This window comes from Tepidiforma sp., from assembly GCF_034433535.1.
In the GTDB taxonomy this organism is placed as follows: domain Bacteria; phylum Chloroflexota; class Dehalococcoidia; order Tepidiformales; family Tepidiformaceae; genus Tepidiforma.
Genome location: NZ_DAOUAO010000045.1, coordinates 22066 through 42770, shown reverse-complemented (window position 1 = coordinate 42770; position 20705 = coordinate 22066). Strand labels below are relative to the sequence as shown.

Annotated in this window: 17 protein-coding genes; 6 read left to right on the top strand and 11 right to left on the bottom strand. The window is 68.6% G+C overall.

The genetic code is table 11. The features are described from left to right. On the top strand, nt 1-1843 hold a 1843-nt coding region (locus VAE46_RS02535), incomplete at its 5' end, for an ABC transporter permease (RefSeq protein WP_322795338.1). Between the two features lie 102 nt (nt 1844-1945). Here VAE46_RS02535 and VAE46_RS02530 read toward each other — a convergent pair. The 6 genes from VAE46_RS02530 to VAE46_RS02505 all read right to left on the bottom strand — a co-directional run bounded on the left by VAE46_RS02530 (nt 1946) and on the right by VAE46_RS02505 (nt 6377). After that, the gene (locus VAE46_RS02530) at nt 1946-2155 is read right to left on the bottom strand and encodes a hypothetical protein (RefSeq protein WP_322795337.1); all 210 of its coding nucleotides are present in this window, start codon (nt 2153-2155) and stop codon (nt 1946-1948) included. Between the two features lie 88 nt (nt 2156-2243). Continuing rightward, nucleotides 2244-2648, bottom strand: a complete 405-nt coding sequence (locus VAE46_RS02525; protein WP_322795336.1) for a hypothetical protein — start codon at nt 2646-2648, stop codon at nt 2244-2246. 56 nt (nt 2649-2704) lie between these two features. After that, nucleotides 2705-3106 (bottom strand): Zn-ribbon domain-containing OB-fold protein, encoded by a 402-nt coding sequence (locus VAE46_RS02520; protein WP_322795335.1) that lies wholly within the window; start codon nt 3104-3106, stop codon nt 2705-2707. Between the two features lie 14 nt (nt 3107-3120). Then, nucleotides 3121-4311 carry a thiolase family protein gene (locus VAE46_RS02515; protein ID WP_322795334.1) on the bottom strand — a complete coding sequence of 397 codons (1191 nt, stop codon included), beginning with the start codon at nt 4309-4311 and terminating at the stop codon, nt 3121-3123. Nucleotides 4312-4350: 39 nt separating this feature from the next. Continuing rightward, nucleotides 4351-5082, bottom strand: a complete 732-nt coding sequence (locus VAE46_RS02510) for an MBL fold metallo-hydrolase (protein WP_322795333.1) — start codon at nt 5080-5082, stop codon at nt 4351-4353. Between the two features lie 35 nt (nt 5083-5117). Continuing rightward, nucleotides 5118-6377 carry an acyl-CoA dehydrogenase family protein gene (locus VAE46_RS02505; RefSeq protein WP_322795332.1) on the bottom strand — a complete coding sequence of 420 codons (1260 nt, stop codon included), beginning with the start codon at nt 6375-6377 and terminating at the stop codon, nt 5118-5120. 81 nt (nt 6378-6458) lie between these two features. On the opposite strand from VAE46_RS02505, the gene VAE46_RS02500 reads away from it, so the two are divergent. Continuing rightward, nucleotides 6459-6935, top strand: a complete 477-nt coding sequence (locus tag VAE46_RS02500; protein WP_322795331.1) for a YbaK/EbsC family protein — start codon at nt 6459-6461, stop codon at nt 6933-6935. Here VAE46_RS02500 and VAE46_RS02495 read toward each other — a convergent pair. Further along, the gene (locus VAE46_RS02495; protein ID WP_322795330.1) at nt 6914-8671 is read right to left on the bottom strand and encodes a DEAD/DEAH box helicase; all 1758 of its coding nucleotides are present in this window, start codon (nt 8669-8671) and stop codon (nt 6914-6916) included. The genes VAE46_RS02500 and VAE46_RS02495 overlap by 22 nt on opposite strands. Before the next feature lie 97 nt (nt 8672-8768). Next, the gene (locus tag VAE46_RS02490; protein WP_322795329.1) at nt 8769-9608 is read right to left on the bottom strand and encodes a hypothetical protein; all 840 of its coding nucleotides are present in this window, start codon (nt 9606-9608) and stop codon (nt 8769-8771) included. 180 nt (nt 9609-9788) lie between these two features. On the opposite strand from VAE46_RS02490, the gene VAE46_RS02485 reads away from it, so the two are divergent. Both VAE46_RS02485 and cysS read left to right on the top strand, forming a co-directional pair. Further along, the gene (locus VAE46_RS02485) at nt 9789-12155 is read left to right on the top strand and encodes a CoA transferase (protein ID WP_322795328.1); all 2367 of its coding nucleotides are present in this window, start codon (nt 9789-9791) and stop codon (nt 12153-12155) included. A gap of 63 nt (nt 12156-12218) precedes the next feature. Continuing rightward, nucleotides 12219-13439: a cysteine--tRNA ligase gene (cysS, locus tag VAE46_RS02480; RefSeq protein ID WP_322795327.1), complete on the top strand. Its 1221-nt coding sequence runs from the start codon at nt 12219-12221 to the stop codon at nt 13437-13439. Here the strand turns inward: cysS and VAE46_RS02475 are convergent. Further along, entirely contained in the window at nt 13436-14662 is a 1227-nt protein-coding gene (locus VAE46_RS02475) for a CoA transferase (protein WP_322795326.1), read from the bottom strand. The two genes, cysS and VAE46_RS02475, sit on opposite strands and share 4 nt — an antisense overlap. Before the next feature lie 271 nt (nt 14663-14933). On the opposite strand from VAE46_RS02475, the gene VAE46_RS02470 reads away from it, so the two are divergent. Next, the gene (locus VAE46_RS02470; protein WP_322795325.1) at nt 14934-16355 is read left to right on the top strand and encodes an HD-GYP domain-containing protein; all 1422 of its coding nucleotides are present in this window, start codon (nt 14934-14936) and stop codon (nt 16353-16355) included. Further along, nucleotides 16330-16863, top strand: a complete 534-nt coding sequence (locus VAE46_RS02465) for a helix-turn-helix domain-containing protein (protein WP_322795324.1) — start codon at nt 16330-16332, stop codon at nt 16861-16863. Before VAE46_RS02470 ends, VAE46_RS02465 begins: the two co-directional genes overlap by 26 nt. Before the next feature lie 303 nt (nt 16864-17166). On the opposite strand, the gene dnaG is transcribed toward VAE46_RS02465, so the two are convergent. Together dnaG and VAE46_RS02455 are read right to left on the bottom strand one after the other, a co-directional pair. Then, complete coding sequence (gene dnaG / locus VAE46_RS02460; RefSeq protein WP_322795323.1) at nt 17167-19023, bottom strand: DNA primase; 1857 nt, start codon at nt 19021-19023, stop codon at nt 17167-17169. Nucleotides 19024-19110: 87 nt separating this feature from the next. Beyond that, entirely contained in the window at nt 19111-20652 is a 1542-nt protein-coding gene (locus tag VAE46_RS02455) for a CARDB domain-containing protein (RefSeq protein WP_322795322.1), read from the bottom strand. Nucleotides 20653-20705: the final 53 nt, after the last annotated feature.

Genomic DNA, 20705 nt, shown 5'->3' with positions numbered 1-20705 from the left:
GGTCCCGGTGGTCGGCTGGTTCTTGGTCCTGCCCTGGTACGCGCTCGCGATCCTGCTCGTCCGGGTGACCCGCGACCGCAAGCCGTCCACGCTCCCCCGCTGGCTGGCGATTGGTGCGCTGCTGGTCTGGCCACTCGCGTTCGTCGCGGCGCTGCTGCAAACCTGGCGCGCGCGCGTGGCGTGGAGCGCGGCGGTGGCCATCGCCTTTGGAATTGCCGGGGTGGCGCTCACCTACGGCGGGATGGACCGGGATTCGGCGTTCTTCTTCCTGCTCGGCGTTTCGACCCTCTTCCTCTGGGCGGCTGTGACCCTGCGCTATTTCGGGGTGCCGGACCGGGCGGCGTTCACGGTCACCAGTGCGTTGCTGCTGGCGCTCTGGTACACGCCGTCGGGCTGGCTCGAGCCCATCACCGGCCCGCTGGAAGGCGATATCGAGCTGTTTTTCCTGAGCGGCGTGGTGATGGTGACCTGCGGTGTCTTCATCGTGGTGTACAACGCCGACATCATCCTGCCGGTGCTGGCGAGTGTCGGGAGCCGCTTCGGGCGCATCGTCCCGGCGCTCAAGACGGCGGTGGCCTATCCGCTCACCTCCCGTTTCCGCACGGGCATGACGATGGCCATGATCGGCCTGATCATGTTCTCGCTCGTCATGATGTCGACCATCAATACGAATTTCGCCAACCTCTTCCTCAACGATGAGGCGCGGGGCGGGTGGGATGTCGTCAGCTTCGTCAACGAAAACAACCGGGTCGACGACCTGGAAGCGGCGCTGGCACAGGCGGGCGTCGACACCTCAGCCATCGCGGCGATCGGCGGGGTACGGATTGCCTACCCGGCCGAGGTCGAGGTCGAAAACCGGGACCGGTTCAAGAACACCGAGGAGGGCGACATCGCGCCGTACAGCCGCATCAAGCTGCTGGGCGTTGACGAGGCATTCCTTCGCGAACAGCAGCTCAAGCTCAAGTTCCGCGCCGCCGGGTACCCGGACGATGCCGCGGTCTGGCAGGCGCTCGCGGCCAACCCCGACCTCGCGGTGCTGCCGGCTTCAGTGACGGCTTCCGATGGCGGCTTCGGCCCGCCCGGGGCGTCGCTGATTCTGCGCCTGAACCCCCTGCCTGACGGCTTCGAGCCGTTCACGCTCGAGCTGCGAGACCCGGGCACCGGTCAGACGCGGGTGGTGACGATCATCGGTCAGCTCAAGGAATCTGCGGATTCGTTCTTTGCCCTGGGGAGCCCGGATTTCAACTCCGGCATGGTCGTCCGGCAGGATACGCTGCTCGAAACCTTCCCGGCCTCGCGGGGGCAGGCCTTCTACCTGCGGCTCACCCCGGGCACGGATGCCGAGGAGTTCGCGAAATCGGTGGAGGCAGCCCTGGTGCAGGCGTCGGCGGATTCTCTCGAGTCGCTGTTGCAGGAGCAGCAGCGGCTGCAGTCGGGATTTCTGCTCGTGTTCCAGGGGTTCATGGGACTCGGGCTGATCGTCGGGATTGCCGCGCTGGCCGTGATCGCCTCGAGGGCCGTGGTGGAGCGGAGGCAGCAGATCGGCATGCTGCGGGCCATCGGCTACCAGCGGAGCATGGTCGCCCTGAGCTTCCTCTTCGAATCCGGCTTCATCGCCATTTCAGGCATTCTGCTCGGGCTGGTGCTCGGGCTTTCGCTGGCCTGGGTGCTGTTCGTGACCGGCGAGTTCGGCGAGGAGTCGCGGTCGATTGACTTCGCGGTCCCGTGGCTGCAGCTGGCGATCATCTGCGGCGTGGCCTTCACCGCCTCGATGGTGATGACGCTCCTGCCCGCGCGCAGCGCCTCGCGGGTTCCGGTAGCCGAGGCGCTGCGCTACGAGTAAGTCCGGCGACCTGCCAATCAAACAGGAAGGGGGCGCTCCGCTCGGGAGAGCCCCCTTTAACCTCTTGCCAACTGCTACCAGGGCTTCTGCGTGAGGCCCCGGTCAGGGCCGGGCGAGGAACCGGCCCAGCCGCATCACGACGCGCTCCCGCAGGAGCTGCGCCTCACGCCGCCGCTCGGGCTCGACCAGCTCCTGGCCGCGGGCCTCGCGCCGGTTCGCCTTCGAGAGCTCGTACTCTTCGCGGAAGCGAACCTCCGGCGCCGGCTCGCCAACGCGGGTGAGGTAGGTGAGGGACATGGGGTCGAGGTTCATCTGGCACCTCCCTTGCACAGTGAATGTGCGTTTCTTCACAACTACCGTAGCACCTTCGGGAGGCGTTTGCGTTACAGATTGGCAAATTTCAGGCCGATGTGGCCGAATTCCATGGCTGCCATAGCCCGAGTACATAACCGTCCGGACCCATCAGCTGGCATTCCAGCCGGCCTTCGAACTCATACGGGGCGGCGATCACCTGCGCGCCGAGCCGCTGCGCGGCGCGAAACCGCTGCAGCACGTCATCGACCCGGAACGTCAGCTCTGCGCCGATGCCGCGGGCAACCCCTTCGCGTGCCAGCGCTTCGTACCAGGGGTGGCCGCGAAACGTTTCGTCGGCGTGGATTTCGATGTCGCAGCCCTGGTGGTTGAGTTCAGCGTAGCCCGGGTGGCGCGCGACGACCTCCGCACCGGTCACCGCGCTGAGGAAGTCGGCCAGCGCGCCGACGTCCGTCGCCCAGAGCGTCAGGCTGAGGGGGCTATTCCGCGCCATCTGCCAGTGCAACCCCCTGCCGATAAAGTTCGGTCAAATGCCAAGAAACACAGTCGTCATAATGCAGGGCGAAATCGCGGGAGGGTGACGTCCTCGTAGCGCTGGAACACCACTTCCACCGGCATGCCCACGCGGATGGCGTCGTTCTCGACCTCCAGCAGGTTGGTGGGCAGGCGCGGACCTTCCTCGAGCTCCACGATAGTGACGTTGTACGGCACCTCGAAGGCCGGGTGGTAGCGCTGATGCATGATGCCGAAGGTGCGGACCGTGCCCCGGCCAGAGGCGGGGGCCCATTCGTAGTCATCCGAGAGGCAGACATCGCAGTGCTGGCGGGCGGGGAGCCGCCACGTGCCGCACGAACGGCAGCGCATGAGCATCAGCCGCCCCTCGGCGGCGCCGTCGAAGAACGGGCGGGATGCCTCATCGGGTTCGGGAGCGGGAAAGGGCACCTGCGACATGTGGAAGCTCCAGGTCAGGCGGGGTGGGGGCTGAGGATGAGGCAGGCGTGGTAGCTGAGGCTGCCGCCATTGCCGGTGACGAGGATGACGTCGTTCTTCGCAACCTGGCGCTCGCCGCCGTGGCCGCGCGCCTGGATGACGCCTTCGCTGAGCGGGGTCATCCCCCACATGTAGTAGGCCGAGAGCTCGCCGCCGCCGGTGTTCGTTGGGAGCGAACCGCCCGGGCCCAGCTTGCCGTCCTCCACGAAGGGCCCGCCTTCGCCCTTCTTACAGAATCCGTAGTCCTCGAGGGTAACGAGAACGGTGTAGGTGTAGCAGTCGTAAATCTGGCAAATGTCGATGTCTTCGGGACCGACGCCGGCCATGGCGTAGGCCGTGCGGGCGGCCTCCTTCGCGCCGGTTTCGGTTTCCCAGTCGGAGCCGGCCCGCCCGGAATCGCCGGGGTGGCCCTGGCCCATGCCGTGGATGTAGACCGGCGGCTGAGGCATGTCCTTCGCTTCGGCTGCCGGGCTGACGATCACCGCGATGGCGCCGTTGGACACGAGGCAGCAATCGAGCAGGTGAAGCGGTTCGATGATCCAGCGGGAGTTGTGGTAGTCTTCGAGGGTGATGGGCTCCCGCATCTGGGCGAGCGGGTTCATGGTGGCCCACTTCCGCTGACCGACGGCGATGATGCCGAGCTGGTCCTGCGTGGTGCCGTAGAGGGCCATATGGCGACGGGCCGCCAGCGCGTAGGGGGTGTTCGCGCCGAAGTAGCCGGCGGCGGCGTACAGCCCGGCCATCCCCCGCGGTCGCTGGGGGTTGCGCGCCGCACCGCCGTAGGCCGCCCCCGCCGACGTCCCCTCCTTGAGCGGTGCATCCGCGAAGACGCAGACCACGTGTCGCGCCATGCCGGCGTGGATCGCCATGGTCGCGAACTGGACCATCTGGGCGGCCGTGGAACCGGCCGCGTTCATGTGATTCAGCAGCCGAAGGTTGCGCAGCCCGAGGTAGTTCTGCAGGCCGAGGGTGAGACCGCCGCCGGTGGTGCCGGTGATGCCGGCATTGATCAGCAGGCCGTCGATGTCGTCCTTGCGCAGGCCGGCGTCCGCGATCGCCTTCGCGACGGCCTCGGCCGCCAGTTCGCTGGTCGAGCGGTAGATGCGGCCCATCGGGGTCATACCGAGCCCGGTGATGGCCGCCACCCCGCGAAGCGGGTGAGCCATAGATGGTTTACCTCCGCCGAAGCATTCTACCGGCCGCGCTCACAGGCGAAAGCGCTCGAGGTCCCGGGCGACCAGGGTGCCGGCCGGCGCCGCAGCGGCGACGTCGGGGGTGAGGTGGGTCAGGATGAGGGTCGACGCCGGGCGCATTGCCGCACGAACTTTCGGGATGTCGTCGACCAGGTTGAGGTGGATCGGCACGCGCTCATCGACCGATGAGCACTCGGCGACGAGGACCTGGCTCTCCGCGGCGAGCTCGAGCACGGCATCGCACAGCCCGGTGTCGCCAGTGTAGGCGAGCCGCCGGCCCCCGAGTTCCGCCAGGTAGCCGAGATTCAGGCTGAGGCGCGTATCGTGCTGGACTGCGCGGGCGGACAGGCGGATGCCGGGCAGGTCCACGCTCTCGCCGCCGGCCAGTTCGACCCAGCGCAGCTCGTACGGGGCATCGAGCACGCCGGGGTAGACCGTGCGGCAAATGGCCTCGGCGAGTTCGCGGGTTCGCGGCGGCCCGACGATGTACGCCGGCCGCGAACGCTGGAAGTACTTCCAGTGGAGCAGCAGGAACGGCAGCCCGAGGAAGTGGTCGCCGTGGTGGTGGCTGATGACCACCCCGTCGAGCTCGTTCGGGTCGATGCCCATACGGTTGAGGGACTGGAGGGCCTGGGGCGGCGCCTCGAAGAGGTACCGCCCCCCGGCGACGAAGCCGTTCCAGCAGAGGCCGCCCGGCGCAAAGGCGTTCCCGGTGCCGATGAAGGCGAGGTCGAGGTCTCCCATGGGCACCCCCGCGGTGTCCTGCGACGTCCGCCCGTTCAGGCCTCGGCGCGGCGGCCGGACCCCATGCCGAACATGACCTGCGCGATGCGCCGGATCTGGATTTCGTCGCTGCCCTCGGTGATGCGGTAGCGGCGGTGGTGCCGGTAGATGTGCTCGAAGGGCATGTGGCGGGTGTACCCGATGCCCCCGTGGACCTGGATGGCGAGGTCGGCGGCGTCGCAGGCGAGCCGGTTGGCCCGGTAGTTGCACATGGCGACCTTGTCGCTGATCTCCATGTGGTGCTTCTGGTCGAGCTCCCAGGCGGTGCGGTAGACCATCCAGCGGACCATTTCGCACTCGGTCTGCAGCTCAGCGAGCGGCCACTGGATGGCCTGGCGGGTGGCGAGCGGCTGTCCGAAGGTGACGCGCTGCTTCGCGTACTCCACGGAGCGGTCGATGCAGTACTGGGCCGCGCCGACGCCGGAAGCGGCCTGGCGGATGCGGTTTTCGTGCACGAAGGTGTTCGCCAGGGCGAGGCCGTCGCCTTCCTTGCCCAGCATGGCCGAGGCGGGCACGCGCACGTCTTTGAGGGTCACCTCCGCGTGGTCGGTCGGCATGTTCATGGTCCACCACATGAAGTCGACCGAGAATCCCTCGGCGTCCGTCGGCACGATGAAGCAGCTGATCCCCCTGGCCTTGCCTTCCTCGCCGGACGTGCGGGCGAAGATCAGGTCGTGGGTGGCGTTGTGGAGGCCGCTATTGAAGCGCTTCTTGCCGTTGATGACCCACTCGTCGCCATCGCGGACGGCGCGGGTTTCGAGCCACGAGGCATCGGAGCCGTGGTTCGGTTCGGTCAGGCCGAAGGCCACGCGCGTCTTGCCCGTGAACATGCCTTCGAGGAACTCCTTCTTCTGCTCCTCGGTGCCGAACTGCTCCCACATCTTCACGGTCGGGAAGTTGCCGACGATGGAGGATTCGTTCTGCAGGTCGTTGTGCAGCCCGAGGCCCTTCTTCGCGAGGTGCTCGCGGATGATGGCCATTTCGAGATTGGTGCCGTCGCGGCCGCCGTACTTGCTGGGAACCGCGAAACGAAGCCAGCCGGCGCGGTCGGCCCGGCGGCGCATCTCTGCGAGCAGCTCCTCCCACTCCTTGCGGGGGATGCCGCCGTTCTCCCAGTCGGTCCGGGCCCATTCGCGGCGGTGATCGAAGAAGCGGATGTTGTCGTTTTCCTGCTCGAGCGGTTTGATCTCGCGCTCGATGAAGTCGTCGAGCTCGGCCAGGATGTCGCGGATGCGCTGGGGGATGGCGAAGTCCATGAGCGTACCTCGAGGGGCAAAGGTTGCGCGTATCCTACCGGCTCGCGGGGAAGTGTGATGCACCGCCCAATGGTCTCCCGAATGCTCGAATCCCGTGGCGTTCCTCACCAGGTGGTCGCTTTCGACCCCGCCATCCGGTCCGCGGTGGACGTCGCGCTTGCGGCCGGGGAAGACCCCCGCCGGGTGCTCAAGACGCTGGTTGTGGAGCAGGACCCTCCGGGCGCCCGGCCGCTGCTGGTGATGGTTCCCGCGCCGATGGAGCTCGACCTGCGCCACCTGGCGGCCCGCCTCGGCGTGAAGCGTCTGCGCGTGGCCACGCACACCCGGGCTGAGCAGCTGACCGGTTTGAAGGTCGGCGGCATCAGCGCGCTGGCACTGGCCGGCAGGCGGTTTCCCGCGGTGATTGCGGCGGAGGCGGCGGCCTTCGAGAGCGTGCTGGTGAGCGCGGGCGAACGCGGCTTCGATGTAGAGCTGTCCTTCGCGGACCTTGTCCGCCTCACGGGTGCCCGGGTGGTCCCGCTCGCGGATGCCGGGGACTACCCGAGCAGCTCGAGGTAGCGCTGCTTCATCCAGTCGCCCTTGCGGCGGTACTGTTCCGGCGTGGCGAGCGTCCCACGCTGTCCCGTCTCGCGGGCGTAGGCCGCGTTGAGCCAGGCGAAGTGGTTCTCCCGGTTGCCGTAGCGGCGGGCGCGCTCGCGGGCTGCGCGGCTGGTCCAGGTGCGGCAGTACTCGATCGCCTCCTGCAGGGCCGCGGCAAGATCGACCACCTCAGCCGTGGGCGCGGCCGCGGGCGCCGGGGAGCGGGCCGGCGCGGCCTGCACGGGCGGCGGCGCGATGCCGAACATCGTGAGCTGCTGGCCCTCGACCAAACGGCCGGTTTCGTCGAGCACGGCGTCACCAGCTTCTTCGACGTCGACGACTTCCGGCACGGCGCGGGGCTCGTCCTCGGGCTCCCGGAGCTCCTCCCCGGTTGCCTCCTGTTCCTGCAGCTGCGTGGACGCCTCCGGCGGCTCCTCCCGGCGAACGCGGACGGACGGGATGGCCGCTTCGCGCTCGAGGTGCTCGATGATCGGCGCGAGGCGCGGGTCACGTCCAATGAACACGTGGAGGACGTTTTGTGCTTCGGGCAGGTTGTGATTGAACCGCAACCCGCGCCCGAGCTGCTGGATGACCGGCTCGCGGCTGAAGACCGCGTCGAGCTTGAGGAGGACGCTGACGGTTGGCGCGTCGAACCCTTCGCTCGCCTTGCGCACCTGGATAAGCACGTCGTAGCGCCCGGCGTGGAAGTCCCGCATCCGCCGCTCTGCCTCGGCCGCGGGGAGGTCCTCGCCGCTGTGCACCACGGTGCAGCGGAGCGACGGGTGCCAGCGGGCGAACACGCGCAGGAGGTGGTCCGCGTGGGCGGTGGTCGCGGCGAACACGAGGCCCTGGTGCTGCCCTGGTGCGAGCTCCTTCTTGCGCTGCAGGGTGAGGGCAAATTCACGCACGAGCGGCTGGACATAATCCTCGTTCCAGCGGAGCTGCTGCCGGACGCAGCGCTGGTCGAAGTCGGGGAGCTCAGCCATCTCGGAGGCGGTGAAGGTGTACACCTCCCCGTCGGCGCCGCGAAGCTCGACCTCGTAGTCCTTCATCTGCATGGCGAGGCGCTTGAGGATGCGGCCTTCGCGCCAGGCCTGGCGCATGGTGACGTGGACGAGGGGGTCGATGACCATCCCCTCGCCATCGTCGGCGGGGACATAGCGCGCACCGGCAAGCGGCTCGCGGTCGAGGCGGACCGGCGTGGCCGAGAGCAGCAGCGTGGAGACGACCGGCAGCTGGCGCAGGGCCGCCGCCCACGTCCCGCGTTCGCCCAGGTGGTGGGCTTCGTCGCAGACCAGGTGGACGCGGCGACCTCCGCACAGGCGGACGTAGCGGGAGGGGGCCGCGGCCACCTGCTGGTAGGTGGCCACGATGAAATTGGCCCGGTTGCCGCTCACTCGGCCCAGCGTCGCGTTATCAGCCAGCAGCTTGCGGACGTCGAGCCGGGTCCCGAGCAGGTCGAGCGTGCGGTCGATGCCGCGGTAGACCTGCGTGCGCAGGACGTCGGTGGGGGTCAGGTACAGGCAGGTGTCGGCGCCCGCGGCTTCCGCAGCGACCACATAGGAGCCGACCCCGATGACGGTCTTGCCGTAGCCGACCGGCACCACGACCAGCTCGGAGCGGGAGCCGCGGCGCAGGGCGTCCGCCCAGCGGGCAAGGGCTTCGCGCTGGCCGGGTCGGAGGCGGGGGTTGTCGAGGTCGATGGCGCTGCTCACCGGCGTCCTTCCGCGGGAAGCATCCTGCCCCAAGGGTACGAAGTGGGCCGTACCGACGTCAGCCGTGGGCGGGGCGACGAAGCGTCATGCCGCCGGCTCAGTCGCTCGCCGTGAGCGGGATGATGGCGCGGTATTGCAGGATCGGCCGGGTCGGCCCCTGGGCGCTGGGATTCGCGCCGGGGCCGGGCTCTTTCAGCAGGTAAGGACCGGCCATCCAGCCCTCGCCGCGGGCGGTGGCCACGCGATACCAGGGCATGCCGAGGTGTTCGACCGGCCCTTCGAGGATGGTGACGCGGCTGCCGTGCCCGAGGCAATCGATGATGTCGCCGCCCGGGGCGGAGCGCAGGCGGAGGCAGTCGCCCGGCGTGTTAGTCCGCGCGGTGTCGCCCTTTACGAGCGGCCCCGGCGCCGGCGCCGCCGACGGCGGAGCGGCTGCCGCGGCAGTGAAGCGGTAGACGTGTACCTGGAGGCCGTAGGCCGCAGCCTGCGCCGCCGGGTTGTAGGCCGGCCGAAGCCGGACAACCCCGTCCCAGAGCTGGTTGGAGTCGATCGCGTCGAACGTCCCATCGCCGTTGTTGCGGATGACGATGGCCGTGTGAAGGCCGGGGTAGTCGGCGTCGGGGGAGGTCCAGGCGTCGAGGGCGATCTGGATGACGTCGCCCGGTGCGGCTTCTTCGAGGGAAACTTCGACAGCGCCGGCCTCGAAGAAGCCATCGCGGTAGTCGAACCCCATTTCACGGCCGGTGGCGTCGAAGACGACGCGCTTTACCCAGGGCCAGCATTCGCCCTGGTGGGTCCCGAGGTCACGAAGCGCCCGTTCGACAATGGGGTGGCTCGAATCTGCGCCGGCGCGGCCGGGGGCAGCGGCGGCGGCGAAGGCGGCGAGAATGGCGACCAGGACGGTTGCCAGGGTCAGCCGGTGGCGGGTCATCGGCATGGCCTGCTCCAGTTTCCTGAGGGCTCATGGCACCGTACCCCAGCGGTTGCGACGGTGGCAAGGCGGGACATCCCTTCGCGCAACTTGCGGCATTCCTGAATGTCACAGTTTGGACCCCCGACGCCGCACTGCGGCCGCTGCATTGGGACACCCGGTCAAGGCACCGTAAGATGGCGCGATATGGGCGATGTGGGTCCGCTGCACGGGGTGCGCGTGGTCGAATGTGCTGGCTGGAACGGCGTGCTGGCCGGCAGGCTGCTCGCCGAGGCAGGAGCCGACGTTGTCCGGGTCGTGCCGCCAGCCGGCGACCCGCTCGATGCCGAATCGCCGTTTTTCGGTACGAGCGGGGTGTCGATCCAGGCGGCGTTCTACAACGCAGGGAAGCGCGTCGTGCCCCTCGACCTCCAGTCGGAAGCTGGACGCCAGGCCTTCCTCGAGCTCATCGCCGGGGCCGACATCCTCATCGAGGACTGGCCGCCGGGACGCTGGCCCGTGTCCCGCGAGGCGCTCACGGCGGCCCAGCCGAGCCTGGCGCATGTTTCGGTCACGCCAATGGGCCAGGATGGTCCGTTGCGCGACTGGCTGGTCAACGACCTGGTGGCGAACGCGCTGTGCGGCTCGGCCTCGGTGACGGGAGACGCTTCGAGCCCGCCGATCTCGGGCTACGGCAACCAATCGCACCACACCGTTGGGATGTACGCAGCGGTTCTTGCCTTGGCGGCGCTGCGCGCGGTGCGCGCCGGGGCGCCAGGGATCTGGGTAGACCTTTCCGCCCACGAAGCGCTGGTCACCTGCACCGAGCAAGTCCTGATGCAATGGTTCTTCCCCAGCGGAACGTGGGGCACGCCGATCGCCCGGCGGCAGGGGAGCCTCCACTGGAGCGGCGCGTACGAGGTGTACCCGGCAGCGGATGGCCACGGCGTCATGGTGACCGCCTCGCTGAAGCTGACCGAGGTGCTGGTGCCGTGGCTGATTGAATGCGGCGCCGCCCAGGACCTGGCCGACCGGGAGAAGTACCCGGACGTCATCGCCATGGTGAAGAACCTGCCGTACGTAATGAAGGTCCTGCGGGATTGGGTCGCGACCTGGAACGGGGAAGAGCTGTTCTACGAGGGTCAGCGGCGCCACCAGCCGTTCGGCGTGGTCTGGAATGTTGGCGAGGCGGTGACGAAGAGCCCGCAGATCGCGGCGCGCGGCTACTTCCACGAGATGGAAATTCCCGGGTTCGGCAACGCGAAGCTGCCCGGTCGCTTCGTTCGCACCAGCGCCGACGGGCCGCCGCTCCCGCTGCCTCGTCGCGTGGACGTCGGCGCCGTCAGGTGGAGCCGCCGCCCGCGTGCCGACTCCGCGCGGGGTGGGGCCCCGCCGCCTTCCCGGCCGCTCGAAGGGGTGCGGGTGCTCGACTTCACCCATGTCCTGGCGGGGCCGTTTGGGACGCGCGTCCTCGGCGACCTGGGGGCGGATGTACTTAAGGTGACGAGCGCGAAGCGGAGCGGCGGCGCCAACTCGCCCGACCATCCCTACTATGTGTGCTGGAACCGCAACAAGCGCTGCATTGCGCTGGACATGTCGACACCCGAGGCTCGCCAGATTGCCCGGGAGCTCGCGCAGAAGTGTGACGTCATCGTCGAGAACTTCAGCGCGGGCGTCCTCAGGCGCTGGGGGCTCGACTACGAGTCGCTCAAGGCGGAGCACCCCGGCGTGACGGTCATCTCCATGGGCGGCATGGGCCAGGACGGGCCCTGGAAGGACTTTGTGACGTACGCCCCAACGATCCACGCGCTGACCGGGCTAACCTACCTTACCAACCCGGAGGGGACGTATACGGACGGCTACGGCTTCTCTTTGACAGACCACCTGAGCGGACTGGTGGCAGCCTTTGCGGCGCTCGAAGGGCTCGAGCACCGGCGCCGGACCGGTCGCGGCATCGCCGTGGACCTGGCGCAATACGAACTGGGCCTGGGCATCATGGGCCCGGCGCTCATCGACTTCCTCGCCAACGGGACCAATCCTGAACCGCGTGGCAATCGGCACCCGTTCGATGCCTGGGCGCCCCACGGCATCTACCCCTGCGCGGGAGAGGACCGCTGGGTCGCCATCGCGGCCCGCGGCGATGCGGAGTGGCAGCGCCTTGCCGGGGTGCTCGGCATCGACCCGGGCGGGCCCTTCGCGAGCCACGAGCTGCGGGTAGCCAACATCGCAGAACTCGACCGGCTCATCGCCAGCAGGACCATCTCTGAGGATGCCCACCAGCTGGCTGCCCGGCTGCAGGCAGTCGGCGTCCACGCAGGGCCGGTACAGCACGCCCGCGACCTGACCGAACGCGACCCGCAGCTCGCCGCGCGGCAGTTCTTCGGCACGGCACGCGCCGAAACGTGGGGGGAGTACGGGATCGACCGGTTCCCCGCCCTGTTCGAGGGTGAGCGGCCGCCGCGCTACGAAGGCGTCCACCAGGTTGGGCAGGACACGTTCGACGTGCTGAGCGAGCTGCTGGGCTATGACGATGGCCGCATCGCCGAGCTGATGGCAGCCGGGGTGCTCAGTTGATGGTAGCCTTGTGCAACTGACAGTCTGGTACGCCACGACGAGTTACCTCCCGGAGCCTGTGCCGTGACGTTTCGCCTGTTCACCTCCCTGGGTAACGAGGTCCGCACGTTTTCGCCCGTGAAGGAAGGCGAGGTGCGGATGTACGTCTGCGGGGTAACCCCGTACGACGTGACGCACCTCGGACACGCGTTCTCGTACGTCCAGTTCGACACCCTGCGGCGCTACCTCGGCTGGATCGGGTACCGGGTCCGCTACGTGCAGAACGTCACGGACATCGACGACGACATGATCATGGTCTCCCGGCGGCAGGGGGGCCGACCGATAGCGGAGATTCGCGACGAAAACGACGCCATCCTGCGGGCCGACCTCGACCGACTCAATGTGCTCCGGCCCACGGTCTACCCGTATGCCACAGACCACATCCCGGAGATCATCGAGACCACGCAGCGCCTGATCGAACGCGGTCATGCGTATGTGGTTGAGGGGGACGTGTTCTTCGATGTCTCCACCTTCCCGCGCTACGGCCGTCTGAACGGCATGAGCCTCGAAGAGCTCGGGAAGCGGGAAAACCCGGAATCGAAGCGTGCCCACAAGAAGCGCAACCACCTGGACTTCCTGCTGTGGCAGCAGGTCGACCCGGGCGACCCCTCGTGGGACAGCCCGTGGGGACCGGGGAGGCCCGGGTGGAGCATCGAGTGCACCGCCATGGCGGTGAAGCACCTCGGCACGCAGATCGACATCCACGGCGGCGGCAGCGACCTGAAGTACCCGCACCACGAAAACGAAATCGCCCAGGCCGAGTGCGCCTACGGCGTTGAGCCGTTCTGCGGCTGGTGGGTCCACAACGGGATGCTGCAGCTCGACGGCGTGAAGATGAGCAAGTCTCTGGGGAACCTGGTGCTGGCGCGGGACCTGATGCGAACGTACGAACCGGACCACCTGCGGCTCTACCTCCTAAGCCACCACATCCGGGCCGATGCCAACTACACCGCCGGGGCGATCGATGCCCTTGCCGACCGGTATGGCCGACTCCGGGCGGCGGCACAACGTGCGAGCGATGGGCCCGGCGCCGGAAGCGCCCCGATGCTGCAGGACGCCCGCGAGCGGCTGGACGACGACTTCGACGTGCCGGGGGCGCTCGATGCAGCCGACCGAGCCGCCGCCCGGGTACTTGCCGGCACGGGGAACGAGGATGAGGCCGACCGGCTTCGGCAAACGCTGGCGGTGCTCGGCTTCGCGTTTGCGGGGGCCAGGGGCCCGGCGAATGGCGACTTCAGCCCCTAGTTTGCTCCGCCAGGGGAAGCGCTGCGCACGGCAGCTGGCGCAGGACCGATGACGCCGCGCTGCTTCAGGCTGGCAATCGTGTCGGCATCGAGGCCGAGCTCAGCGAGCACCGACTCGGTGTCCACCCCAAGGTCGCGCGCGGGGAAGGCCAGGCGCGGCGGCGTCTCCGAAAGCTGGATGTGCGGTCCCACCACACGCTGGCGGCCGAAGCGGGGGTGGTCCTGTTCGGCGAGGTAGCCGTTCGCCCACGGCTGCTCCGATTCCGCGAGCTCGCGGTACTCCTGGACGAGCGATGCCGGGACATCCTCGGCCCGGAGCCGCTCGAGCCAGTGCGCCGAGGTGTTGGCCGCGAAGGCCGCTTCCATGATGGCTTCGAGTTCGGCCCGATTGCGGTAACGCGCCCCGCCACGGGCGAAGCGCGGGTCATCAACCAGGTGGTCGAGCCCGAGGGCGCGGGCGATTCGCGGCCAAAACTTCTGGTCGATGCCGACAATCATCACCCAGCGGTCATCAGAGCAGCGGTAGTGGCCCACGGTCGGCGCGGCGCGGAACTCGCGGGGGCGCTCTTCGCCGAAGTGCAGCACGTGGAGCAGCTCCGGCGCCTGCAGCGCGAGCTGCGTCCCGAGCAGGGACACCTCCACCACCTGGCCCTTACCGGTCCGTTCGCGGACGAACAGGGCCGTCATGATGCCGAGGGCAAGGTTCATGCCGCCGGTCTGGTCGGCGATGCCGGGGTAGGGCACCTCCGGGCGATGGCCCGGTCCGCCGCCGGAATGCTGGGCGAAGCCGCTGAAGGCCTGGGCGATCTGGTCGAACGAGGGGAGCCCGGCCATCGGACCCTTCGAGCCCCAGCCGGTGGCGCGGGCGTAAATGATGCGGGGGTTGCGCGCGAGAACCACATCGGGGCCCAGCCCCCACTTCTCCATGGTGCCCGGGCGGAAGTTTTCGACGAGGACATCTGCGCGGTCGGCGAGGAGCAGGGCGAGGTCGCAACCTTCGGGCTGGCGCAGGTCGATACAAACGGACTTCTTGCCGCGGTCGAGGGCTTCCCAGAACGCCGAAAAACCGTCGGCCTCGCGCCACATGCGGCGCCCGTAGTCACCATTGGGTTCCTCCACCTTGACGACGTCCGCGCCGAAGTCGGCGAGGATGACGGTGGCGAATGGACCCTGCTGGTAGCGGGTGAAATCGAGAACGCGGATACCTTCGAGCGGTGCTGCCATGCAGCGCAGTCTACTCGCAGCCGGGGACCGTCGCGAAGGTGCCGCGTTCACCGGATTGTCACGGTTGTCACCCGGCCGTCGCGGCAGGGGCGAAGCGAACGGCCTGTTGTTGCCCCGCCCGGCTGCCGCTGAATCAGGCAGTGACAGGTACCGGGTGCGTTGCAGGGCCGGGCCGCCGTTCACTTTTGGGCCCCAGCGGCCGATAGCGGTCGCTGAAATCGGCTGCCGGGCCGTGGCGAGCGCCACTTAGCGGTCGATAAGTAGCAATGTGATGAACGTCTCCGAACGCCGCCGCACCGAAGATTGGTTCATTGCCGGGACATTCGCCGCCGGTTCGATCGCGTTCACGCTGGCCTACCGGATGCGACCGCCGGAGGAGCCGCTCGGGCTGGCGGCGGTGGTCGCGCTGGCAGTGCTCTCGGAAGCGCTCTCGGTGCGTCTCTATTTCGACGGCTGGGTCTCGGTGAGCTTCGTGGGCACCGCGATGGCCACCGTCCTGTTCGGTCCGGCGGGCGCAGTGACGGTCGCGGCGGCGATTGCGATTGCCGGCTGGGCCACCGCCGAGCGCTCACCACGCAAACTCGCATTCAACTTTGGTCATGAAACGCTGGCGGCCGTCCTCGCCGCCGGCGTCGTTGCGGCACTCGGGTGGCGCCTGGATGCTCCTGAGTCGATTGCATCGGCCGCGCCATTGTTCACGGGGGCCGCCGCGGCACTCGTGCTGTACGCCGTGGACGGCGCCTTCGTCACGGCGATCGTGTCGCTTACCACGGGCCGGAAGATGACCGACTGGTTCCGGGATAATCTCGCCTGGCTGTTCCCGCATTACCTGATGCTCGGTGTGGTTGCCGGCGGGCTGGCGGTCATCTACGAGCAGCTCGGGCTCGCCGCGCTGGTGGTCACGGTCCTTCCCCTCATCGTTGCGCGCTACTCGATCACCCAGTTCGTGGAACGGACGCGCGAGAACGTGGTGCGCCTGGAGAAATCGAACCAGCAGCTCCAGCGGGCGTACATCGAAATCCGCGACATGTCGGAGCAGCTGCGCGATGCCTATACCGGGACGCTCGAGTCGCTTGTCACGGCCCTCGACGTGCGCGACCAGGAGACGCGAGGACATTCGGTCCGGGTGGCCCAGCACGCGATGGATATCGCCCGGCTGCTCGGCATCAGGGACGAGGAGGAGCTGCTGACCGTCTATCGCGGGGCACTCATGCACGATGTGGGCAAGATCGGGGTTCCGGACGCGATCCTGCTCAAGCCGGACAGGCTCACCGAGGAGGAGTGGGAGTTCATGCGGCGCCACCCTGCGATGGGGTACCGCATCCTGGCCCAGGTGCCCTACCTCCGCCCGGCGGCGAAGATCGTGCTCGCCCACCACGAGCGCTGGGATGGCGCCGGCTACCCGCGTGGCCTCAAGGGCGAAGAGATCCCGCTCGGCGCCCGCATCTTCGCCGTCTGCGATACCTACGATGCCATCATCTCGGACCGGCCGTATCGCCGTGGTCAGTCGCCGGACGCTGCGCTGGCTGAGATACTACGATGCGCGGGGACCCAGTTCGATCCGAAGGTGGTCGAGGCCTTCGAAGCGGTGTTCCCGAGGTGGCGGGAGGAAACGCCGGGGGCAATCCGCCCCCCGCTGTACCTGCCTGCCTGGAGGCAGGGCAACGATGCGACAGGCCGAGCGGCGAGCTAGGACGAGGGCTGCGCTCCTTGAGGCGGCCTCGGCCTACTTTGCCAGCCGCGGGTACGAGAACGCGTCGGTCGAGGCGATTGCGGCCTCAGCCGGGCTCTCGAAGGGTGCGATGTATGCGCACTTCGCCACCAAGCTAGAGCTGTTCCTGGCGGTGGTCGAGCAGGTGATCGACGACGCAAGTCGGCGGCTTAGGCGAGTGGCCGATGCGCTTGAATCCGGCGGGAGTATCGAGCAGGCTGCCAACGCCTACTTCGGGTGGCCAGACGACAGCCAGCACACCGCGCTCATAGCTGAAACCTGGCGGACCGCGTCCTTCGAGCAGGCGGTAGGAGAAGCTGTCGCCCGCTTCCTCGAGCGCCGCAACGCCCTGCTCGGCACGGCCCTTGTCGCGGCGGGGCGCACGCCGGCCGAGGCGCTCCGCGCGGCGGAGATGCTCGGGCAGCTGATTGACGGGGCACTCGTGCAACGGCAGCTGGCGCGGGCGGTACGGGCTGACAAGGCCGGCTAAGCACAACGCGCACGGCTTGAAACGCGAAGGAGGGGCCCTTGGGGCCCCTCCCCCCATGTGTTGGTGCTCCTGGGGCTACCAGCGGATGGTCAGCATAGGCGCTGCCGTGGAAACGACAGCGACCGCCGCCAGCGCGCCAGCAACGAGGAGCATGCGGAGCCTAGCCATTAGGCACCTCCCGCGAGATTCCGGCGGCCAGATGCCGACCGGCCGGTATGTAATACCGCCGGCGACAAAAGGGTGTCAAGAGGGTTGCAGGCAGGTAGATGGGCCTTTCTTGAGCGACAACGTAAAAAGTGCGCGCTAAGTGACCCCGTGGCCGCTGCGCGGGGTTTCGCGGCGGTGGATGCTCAGGCCGAGCTCGAACTCCTCCAGCAGGCTTTCGGCCACCTCGCGTTCTTCGCCGGGCGGAATTTCGCCCCGCCACGCGCGCAGGGCGAGCTCGGCGATCCGGTTCGGCCCGAGCTGCTGCTCCGCCTCCTGGAGCAGCTCCGCGCGGGCGGCCTGGTGCATGCGAATGCGCTCCCGCAGGATGGCCTGGATCTTCTCATCGGCCGCCCGGCGCGCCTCGTGTTCCGAGAGGGGCGGGAGGCGGTAGCGAAGCAGACGCTCAGCTTTCTCGGCGACCTCATCGCCGGCGGCCGTGACGGTTTGCGGGTCGGCCACCCAGCGGCGAAAGATTTCCCGGCCAACGGCGCTGCTGAAGAGCGACTCAGGGTAGTTGCGATAGGCCAGGCGGAGCCCGGGATACCGCAGCAGGATGGCGAGCAGCACGTCCTCCGCGTCCAGCGGCTCCGGGCGCCGGGGGGCGCGTTCGCCACTGCGCCGGGGCGGCGGCGCCATCCTGAGCCGCTGGACGACGGCCTCCTCTTCGACGCCGAGATGGCGCGCCACGCGCTGGACGTAGACAGCGCGTTCGACGGGGTCGCGGACTGCGAGCAGGAGCGGGCGAAGCCGGTCCACCGTATGCCGGGCCTCGAGGGGCGAGGCCGGCCGCGCCGCACCCATCATCCGGTCGACCAGGAACTCCGCGAACGGCCGGGCCGACGCAATCGCCTGCTCCCAGAGCCCGGGGGCCTCCCGGACCAGTTCATCGGGGTCGCGGCCGGGAGGCAGGACCGCCACCCGCAGGTCAATCTCTGCCGCGGCGGCGAGTTCATCGGCGGCCCGGGCCGCGGAGACGATCTGCTCGTCGGTCGCGAGGCCCAGCAATAGCCCGCCGGCGCGCTCGGCGGCGGCCAGCCCGGCCGAATCGGGGTCGAGGGCCAGCACGATGCGGCGGGCGTACCGCCGCAGGAGGGCGGCGTGCTCGTGGGTCAACGAGGTGCCCATGGTCGCGACGACGTTGTGGTAGCCCGCCTGCCAGGGCCCGAGCACATCCATGTAGCCCTCGACGACCACGACTTCGCCGCGTGCGCGAATGGCTTCGCCGGCAAGGTGGAGGCCGAAGAGCGTGCGGCCCTTGTCGAACAGTTCGGTCTGGGGCGAGTTGAGGTACTTGGGCTCTTCGCCGTGGAGCCCGCGGCCGCCCATGGCGACAAACTCGCCGCGTTCGTTGGCGATCGGGATGATTACGCGGCCGCGGAAGCGGTCGTAGGATTCACGGCCCGCCTCCGGCTCGACCAGCAGACCGGCCGCCAGCAGGTCCTCCTCGGTGTAGCCCCGATTGGCGAGGAAGTCGCGCAGGTGGCGCCATCCTTCTGGAGCCCAGCCAAGGTGCCAGGCGGCAATGGTCTCAGGGGTGAGCCCGCGGCCCGCGGTGAGGTACTCCAGGGCCGGCTGCCCCGCCGGCTCGCGCAGCTGGCGCTCGTAGAAGCCGACAGCGGCGGACATTACCGCCGCCAGCCGCTCGAGACGGGAGCGGCGGCGCGGGTCGTCATCCTGCAGCCGAACGCCGGCTTCCTCGGCGAGCTGGCGGAGGGCGGTACGAAAGTCGACGCCTTCGAGCTTCTGCACGAAGGTGAACAGGTCGCCGCCTTCCCCGCAGGCACCGAAGCAGCGCCAGGTTCCGCGCTCAGGGAAGACATAAAACGAGGGCGTCTTCTCCGAATGGAACGGGCAGAGCCCCCGGTAGTGTCGGCCGGCGCGGGTCAGTTTGGTGAATCGACCGATGTACTCGACGAGGTCGATCTGGCGTTTGACGGTCTCGACGGCGTCCATGCGGCTCCCATGCTACGGCCCTGTTGCGTCAATGGATGGCGCGAGCGGCCTGGCCTGAACGGTTCCCGAGATTTACGTCGCGGGAGTTCAGGGCAGGTTGACCGTGGTGCTCGCCATCGGCTGATTGCCCACAAACACCGTGACGGTTGCCGTGCCTGAGCCCGTGGGACGCGGCACGATGATCACGGGCGACGACTGGCCCGGCGCCAGGGCGATGTTGACCGAGTTGCTGGTTGTTTGCGCCCCGAGCTGCACCTGCACGACCACGTTGCTGGCGGGCATGGCCCCGCCGTCGTTCCTGACGACGACCTCGATGGCGGTCGCCGTGACCTGGGCGCTGGTGATGACCAGGTTCGCCGGCTCCTCGGGCGGGAGCAGGGAGAACGTTGCGATATTGTTGTCTTCGCGCAGCTCCTTCACCACGTTGGCCGGGTCGATGGTCACCACAGCCCGCTTCCCGCCGGAGGTCACGGGGGGATCGACGGTGAACTCCACCACGGTTGAGCCGCCGTTAGCCGGGAGACTGGCGCTCACGGCCTGCTCCTGCTGCGGCACATCGCCGCCGACCGCGACCACGAGCGGGCCGTTGTAGGCGTTGTTGCTCACGTTCGAAATCGTCACGCGGAGCAGGCTGCCCCCGTTGGCCAGTACGGCATTGGTGGGCACGAAGTCGGGGGCGTTCGGCGAGGGAGACGGCGAAGCGGACGGCGAGGGCGAAGGCGACGGCACCGCCGTGGCTGTCGGTTCCGGGGCGGGCGTGGGCGTCACATCCCGGGTCGGGACAAGGTCGAGCGTGTCGAGCGGCTCGATGGCGGCCCTTCGCACCCAGCCGGGGGAGCCGGTAGTTCCCTGGACAAGCAACCAGGTGACGTCGCGGCTCTTGCCGAGGATGGCGATCTCCGAACCGGCAAGCACCCGGCCAGCCTCTTCGAACTCCTCACCCGGGCCGGCGCGCAGCGTCGCATCCGCGACGACCCGGCCGCGAATCTGCTGCGGGCGCTCGCCGACGGGCTCGATGGCGACGACGCGCACCTTTGCCGAATCCTGCGTCGCGCCAGACTCGGCGATGACGCGCACGAAGAGCTGGTACGTGCCCTTCGTCGCGAGGGTGTAGCGCAGCGTGGCGCGATAGCGGTTGTCCTCGGGAGCCGCGGCGATGTCGACGGAGTCAGCCATCCGGTCGCCGACGTAGAGCTCCATCCGAACGATGCGCTCGGTAGCGGTTGCCTGGACCGCCACCTCCTGGGGCTGATTGATCTCGATGCGCTGGTCGCGGGATGGGGAATCGATTTGGACGTCGAAGCCTGTCGGCGTTGAGCCGCCGCCGTTACCGCCGCCAGCCACCAGGTTGAAGAGCAAAAAGACCAGGATGCCCGCCACCACCGCGGCGAGGACGAGGAAGACGTAGAACATCGGCTGACGGACCGGCTCGTCGTACGGCTCTTCGCCGTAGTAAATCTCGTCCTCCCAGCCGTCGTCCTCGGGGTAGGCTTCTTCGTAGTGGGTATCGCCGGTGTACCACTGCTGCCGGGGCGGCAGGTCGGCGCCGATGACCGGCTCCGAGGGCGGAGGGTAGGTCGCGCCGATAACCGGCTCGTCGTCGGGGGTTGAGCCGTAGCGATTGCTCATGGCCGGTGCGTTCGAGTATCTGCCCGCCCTCCCATACCTTCAAGGATTGGCAG

Coding starts and splice junctions, on each gene's coding strand:
- VAE46_RS02520 (WP_322795335.1), bottom strand. CDS start 3,106: ATGTCGCAGGTGCCCTTTCCCGCTCCCGAACCCGATGAGGCATCCCGC.
- VAE46_RS02455 (WP_322795322.1), bottom strand. CDS start 20,652: ATGAGCAATCGCTACGGCTCAACCCCCGACGACGAGCCGGTTATCGGC.
- VAE46_RS02465 (WP_322795324.1), top strand. CDS start 16,330: ATGCGACAGGCCGAGCGGCGAGCTAGGACGAGGGCTGCGCTCCTTGAG.
- VAE46_RS02485 (WP_322795328.1), top strand. CDS start 9,789: ATGGGCGATGTGGGTCCGCTGCACGGGGTGCGCGTGGTCGAATGTGCT.
- VAE46_RS02500 (WP_322795331.1), top strand. CDS start 6,459: ATGCTCGAATCCCGTGGCGTTCCTCACCAGGTGGTCGCTTTCGACCCC.
- dnaG (WP_322795323.1), bottom strand. CDS start 19,023: ATGGACGCCGTCGAGACCGTCAAACGCCAGATCGACCTCGTCGAGTAC.
- VAE46_RS02530 (WP_322795337.1), bottom strand. CDS start 2,155: ATGAACCTCGACCCCATGTCCCTCACCTACCTCACCCGCGTTGGCGAG.
- VAE46_RS02525 (WP_322795336.1), bottom strand. CDS start 2,648: ATGGCGCGGAATAGCCCCCTCAGCCTGACGCTCTGGGCGACGGACGTC.
- VAE46_RS02490 (WP_322795329.1), bottom strand. CDS start 9,608: ATGCCGATGACCCGCCACCGGCTGACCCTGGCAACCGTCCTGGTCGCC.
- VAE46_RS02510 (WP_322795333.1), bottom strand. CDS start 5,082: ATGGGAGACCTCGACCTCGCCTTCATCGGCACCGGGAACGCCTTTGCG.
- VAE46_RS02470 (WP_322795325.1), top strand. CDS start 14,934: ATGAACGTCTCCGAACGCCGCCGCACCGAAGATTGGTTCATTGCCGGG.
- VAE46_RS02475 (WP_322795326.1), bottom strand. CDS start 14,662: ATGGCAGCACCGCTCGAAGGTATCCGCGTTCTCGATTTCACCCGCTAC.
- VAE46_RS02515 (WP_322795334.1), bottom strand. CDS start 4,311: ATGGCTCACCCGCTTCGCGGGGTGGCGGCCATCACCGGGCTCGGTATG.
- VAE46_RS02505 (WP_322795332.1), bottom strand. CDS start 6,377: ATGGACTTCGCCATCCCCCAGCGCATCCGCGACATCCTGGCCGAGCTC.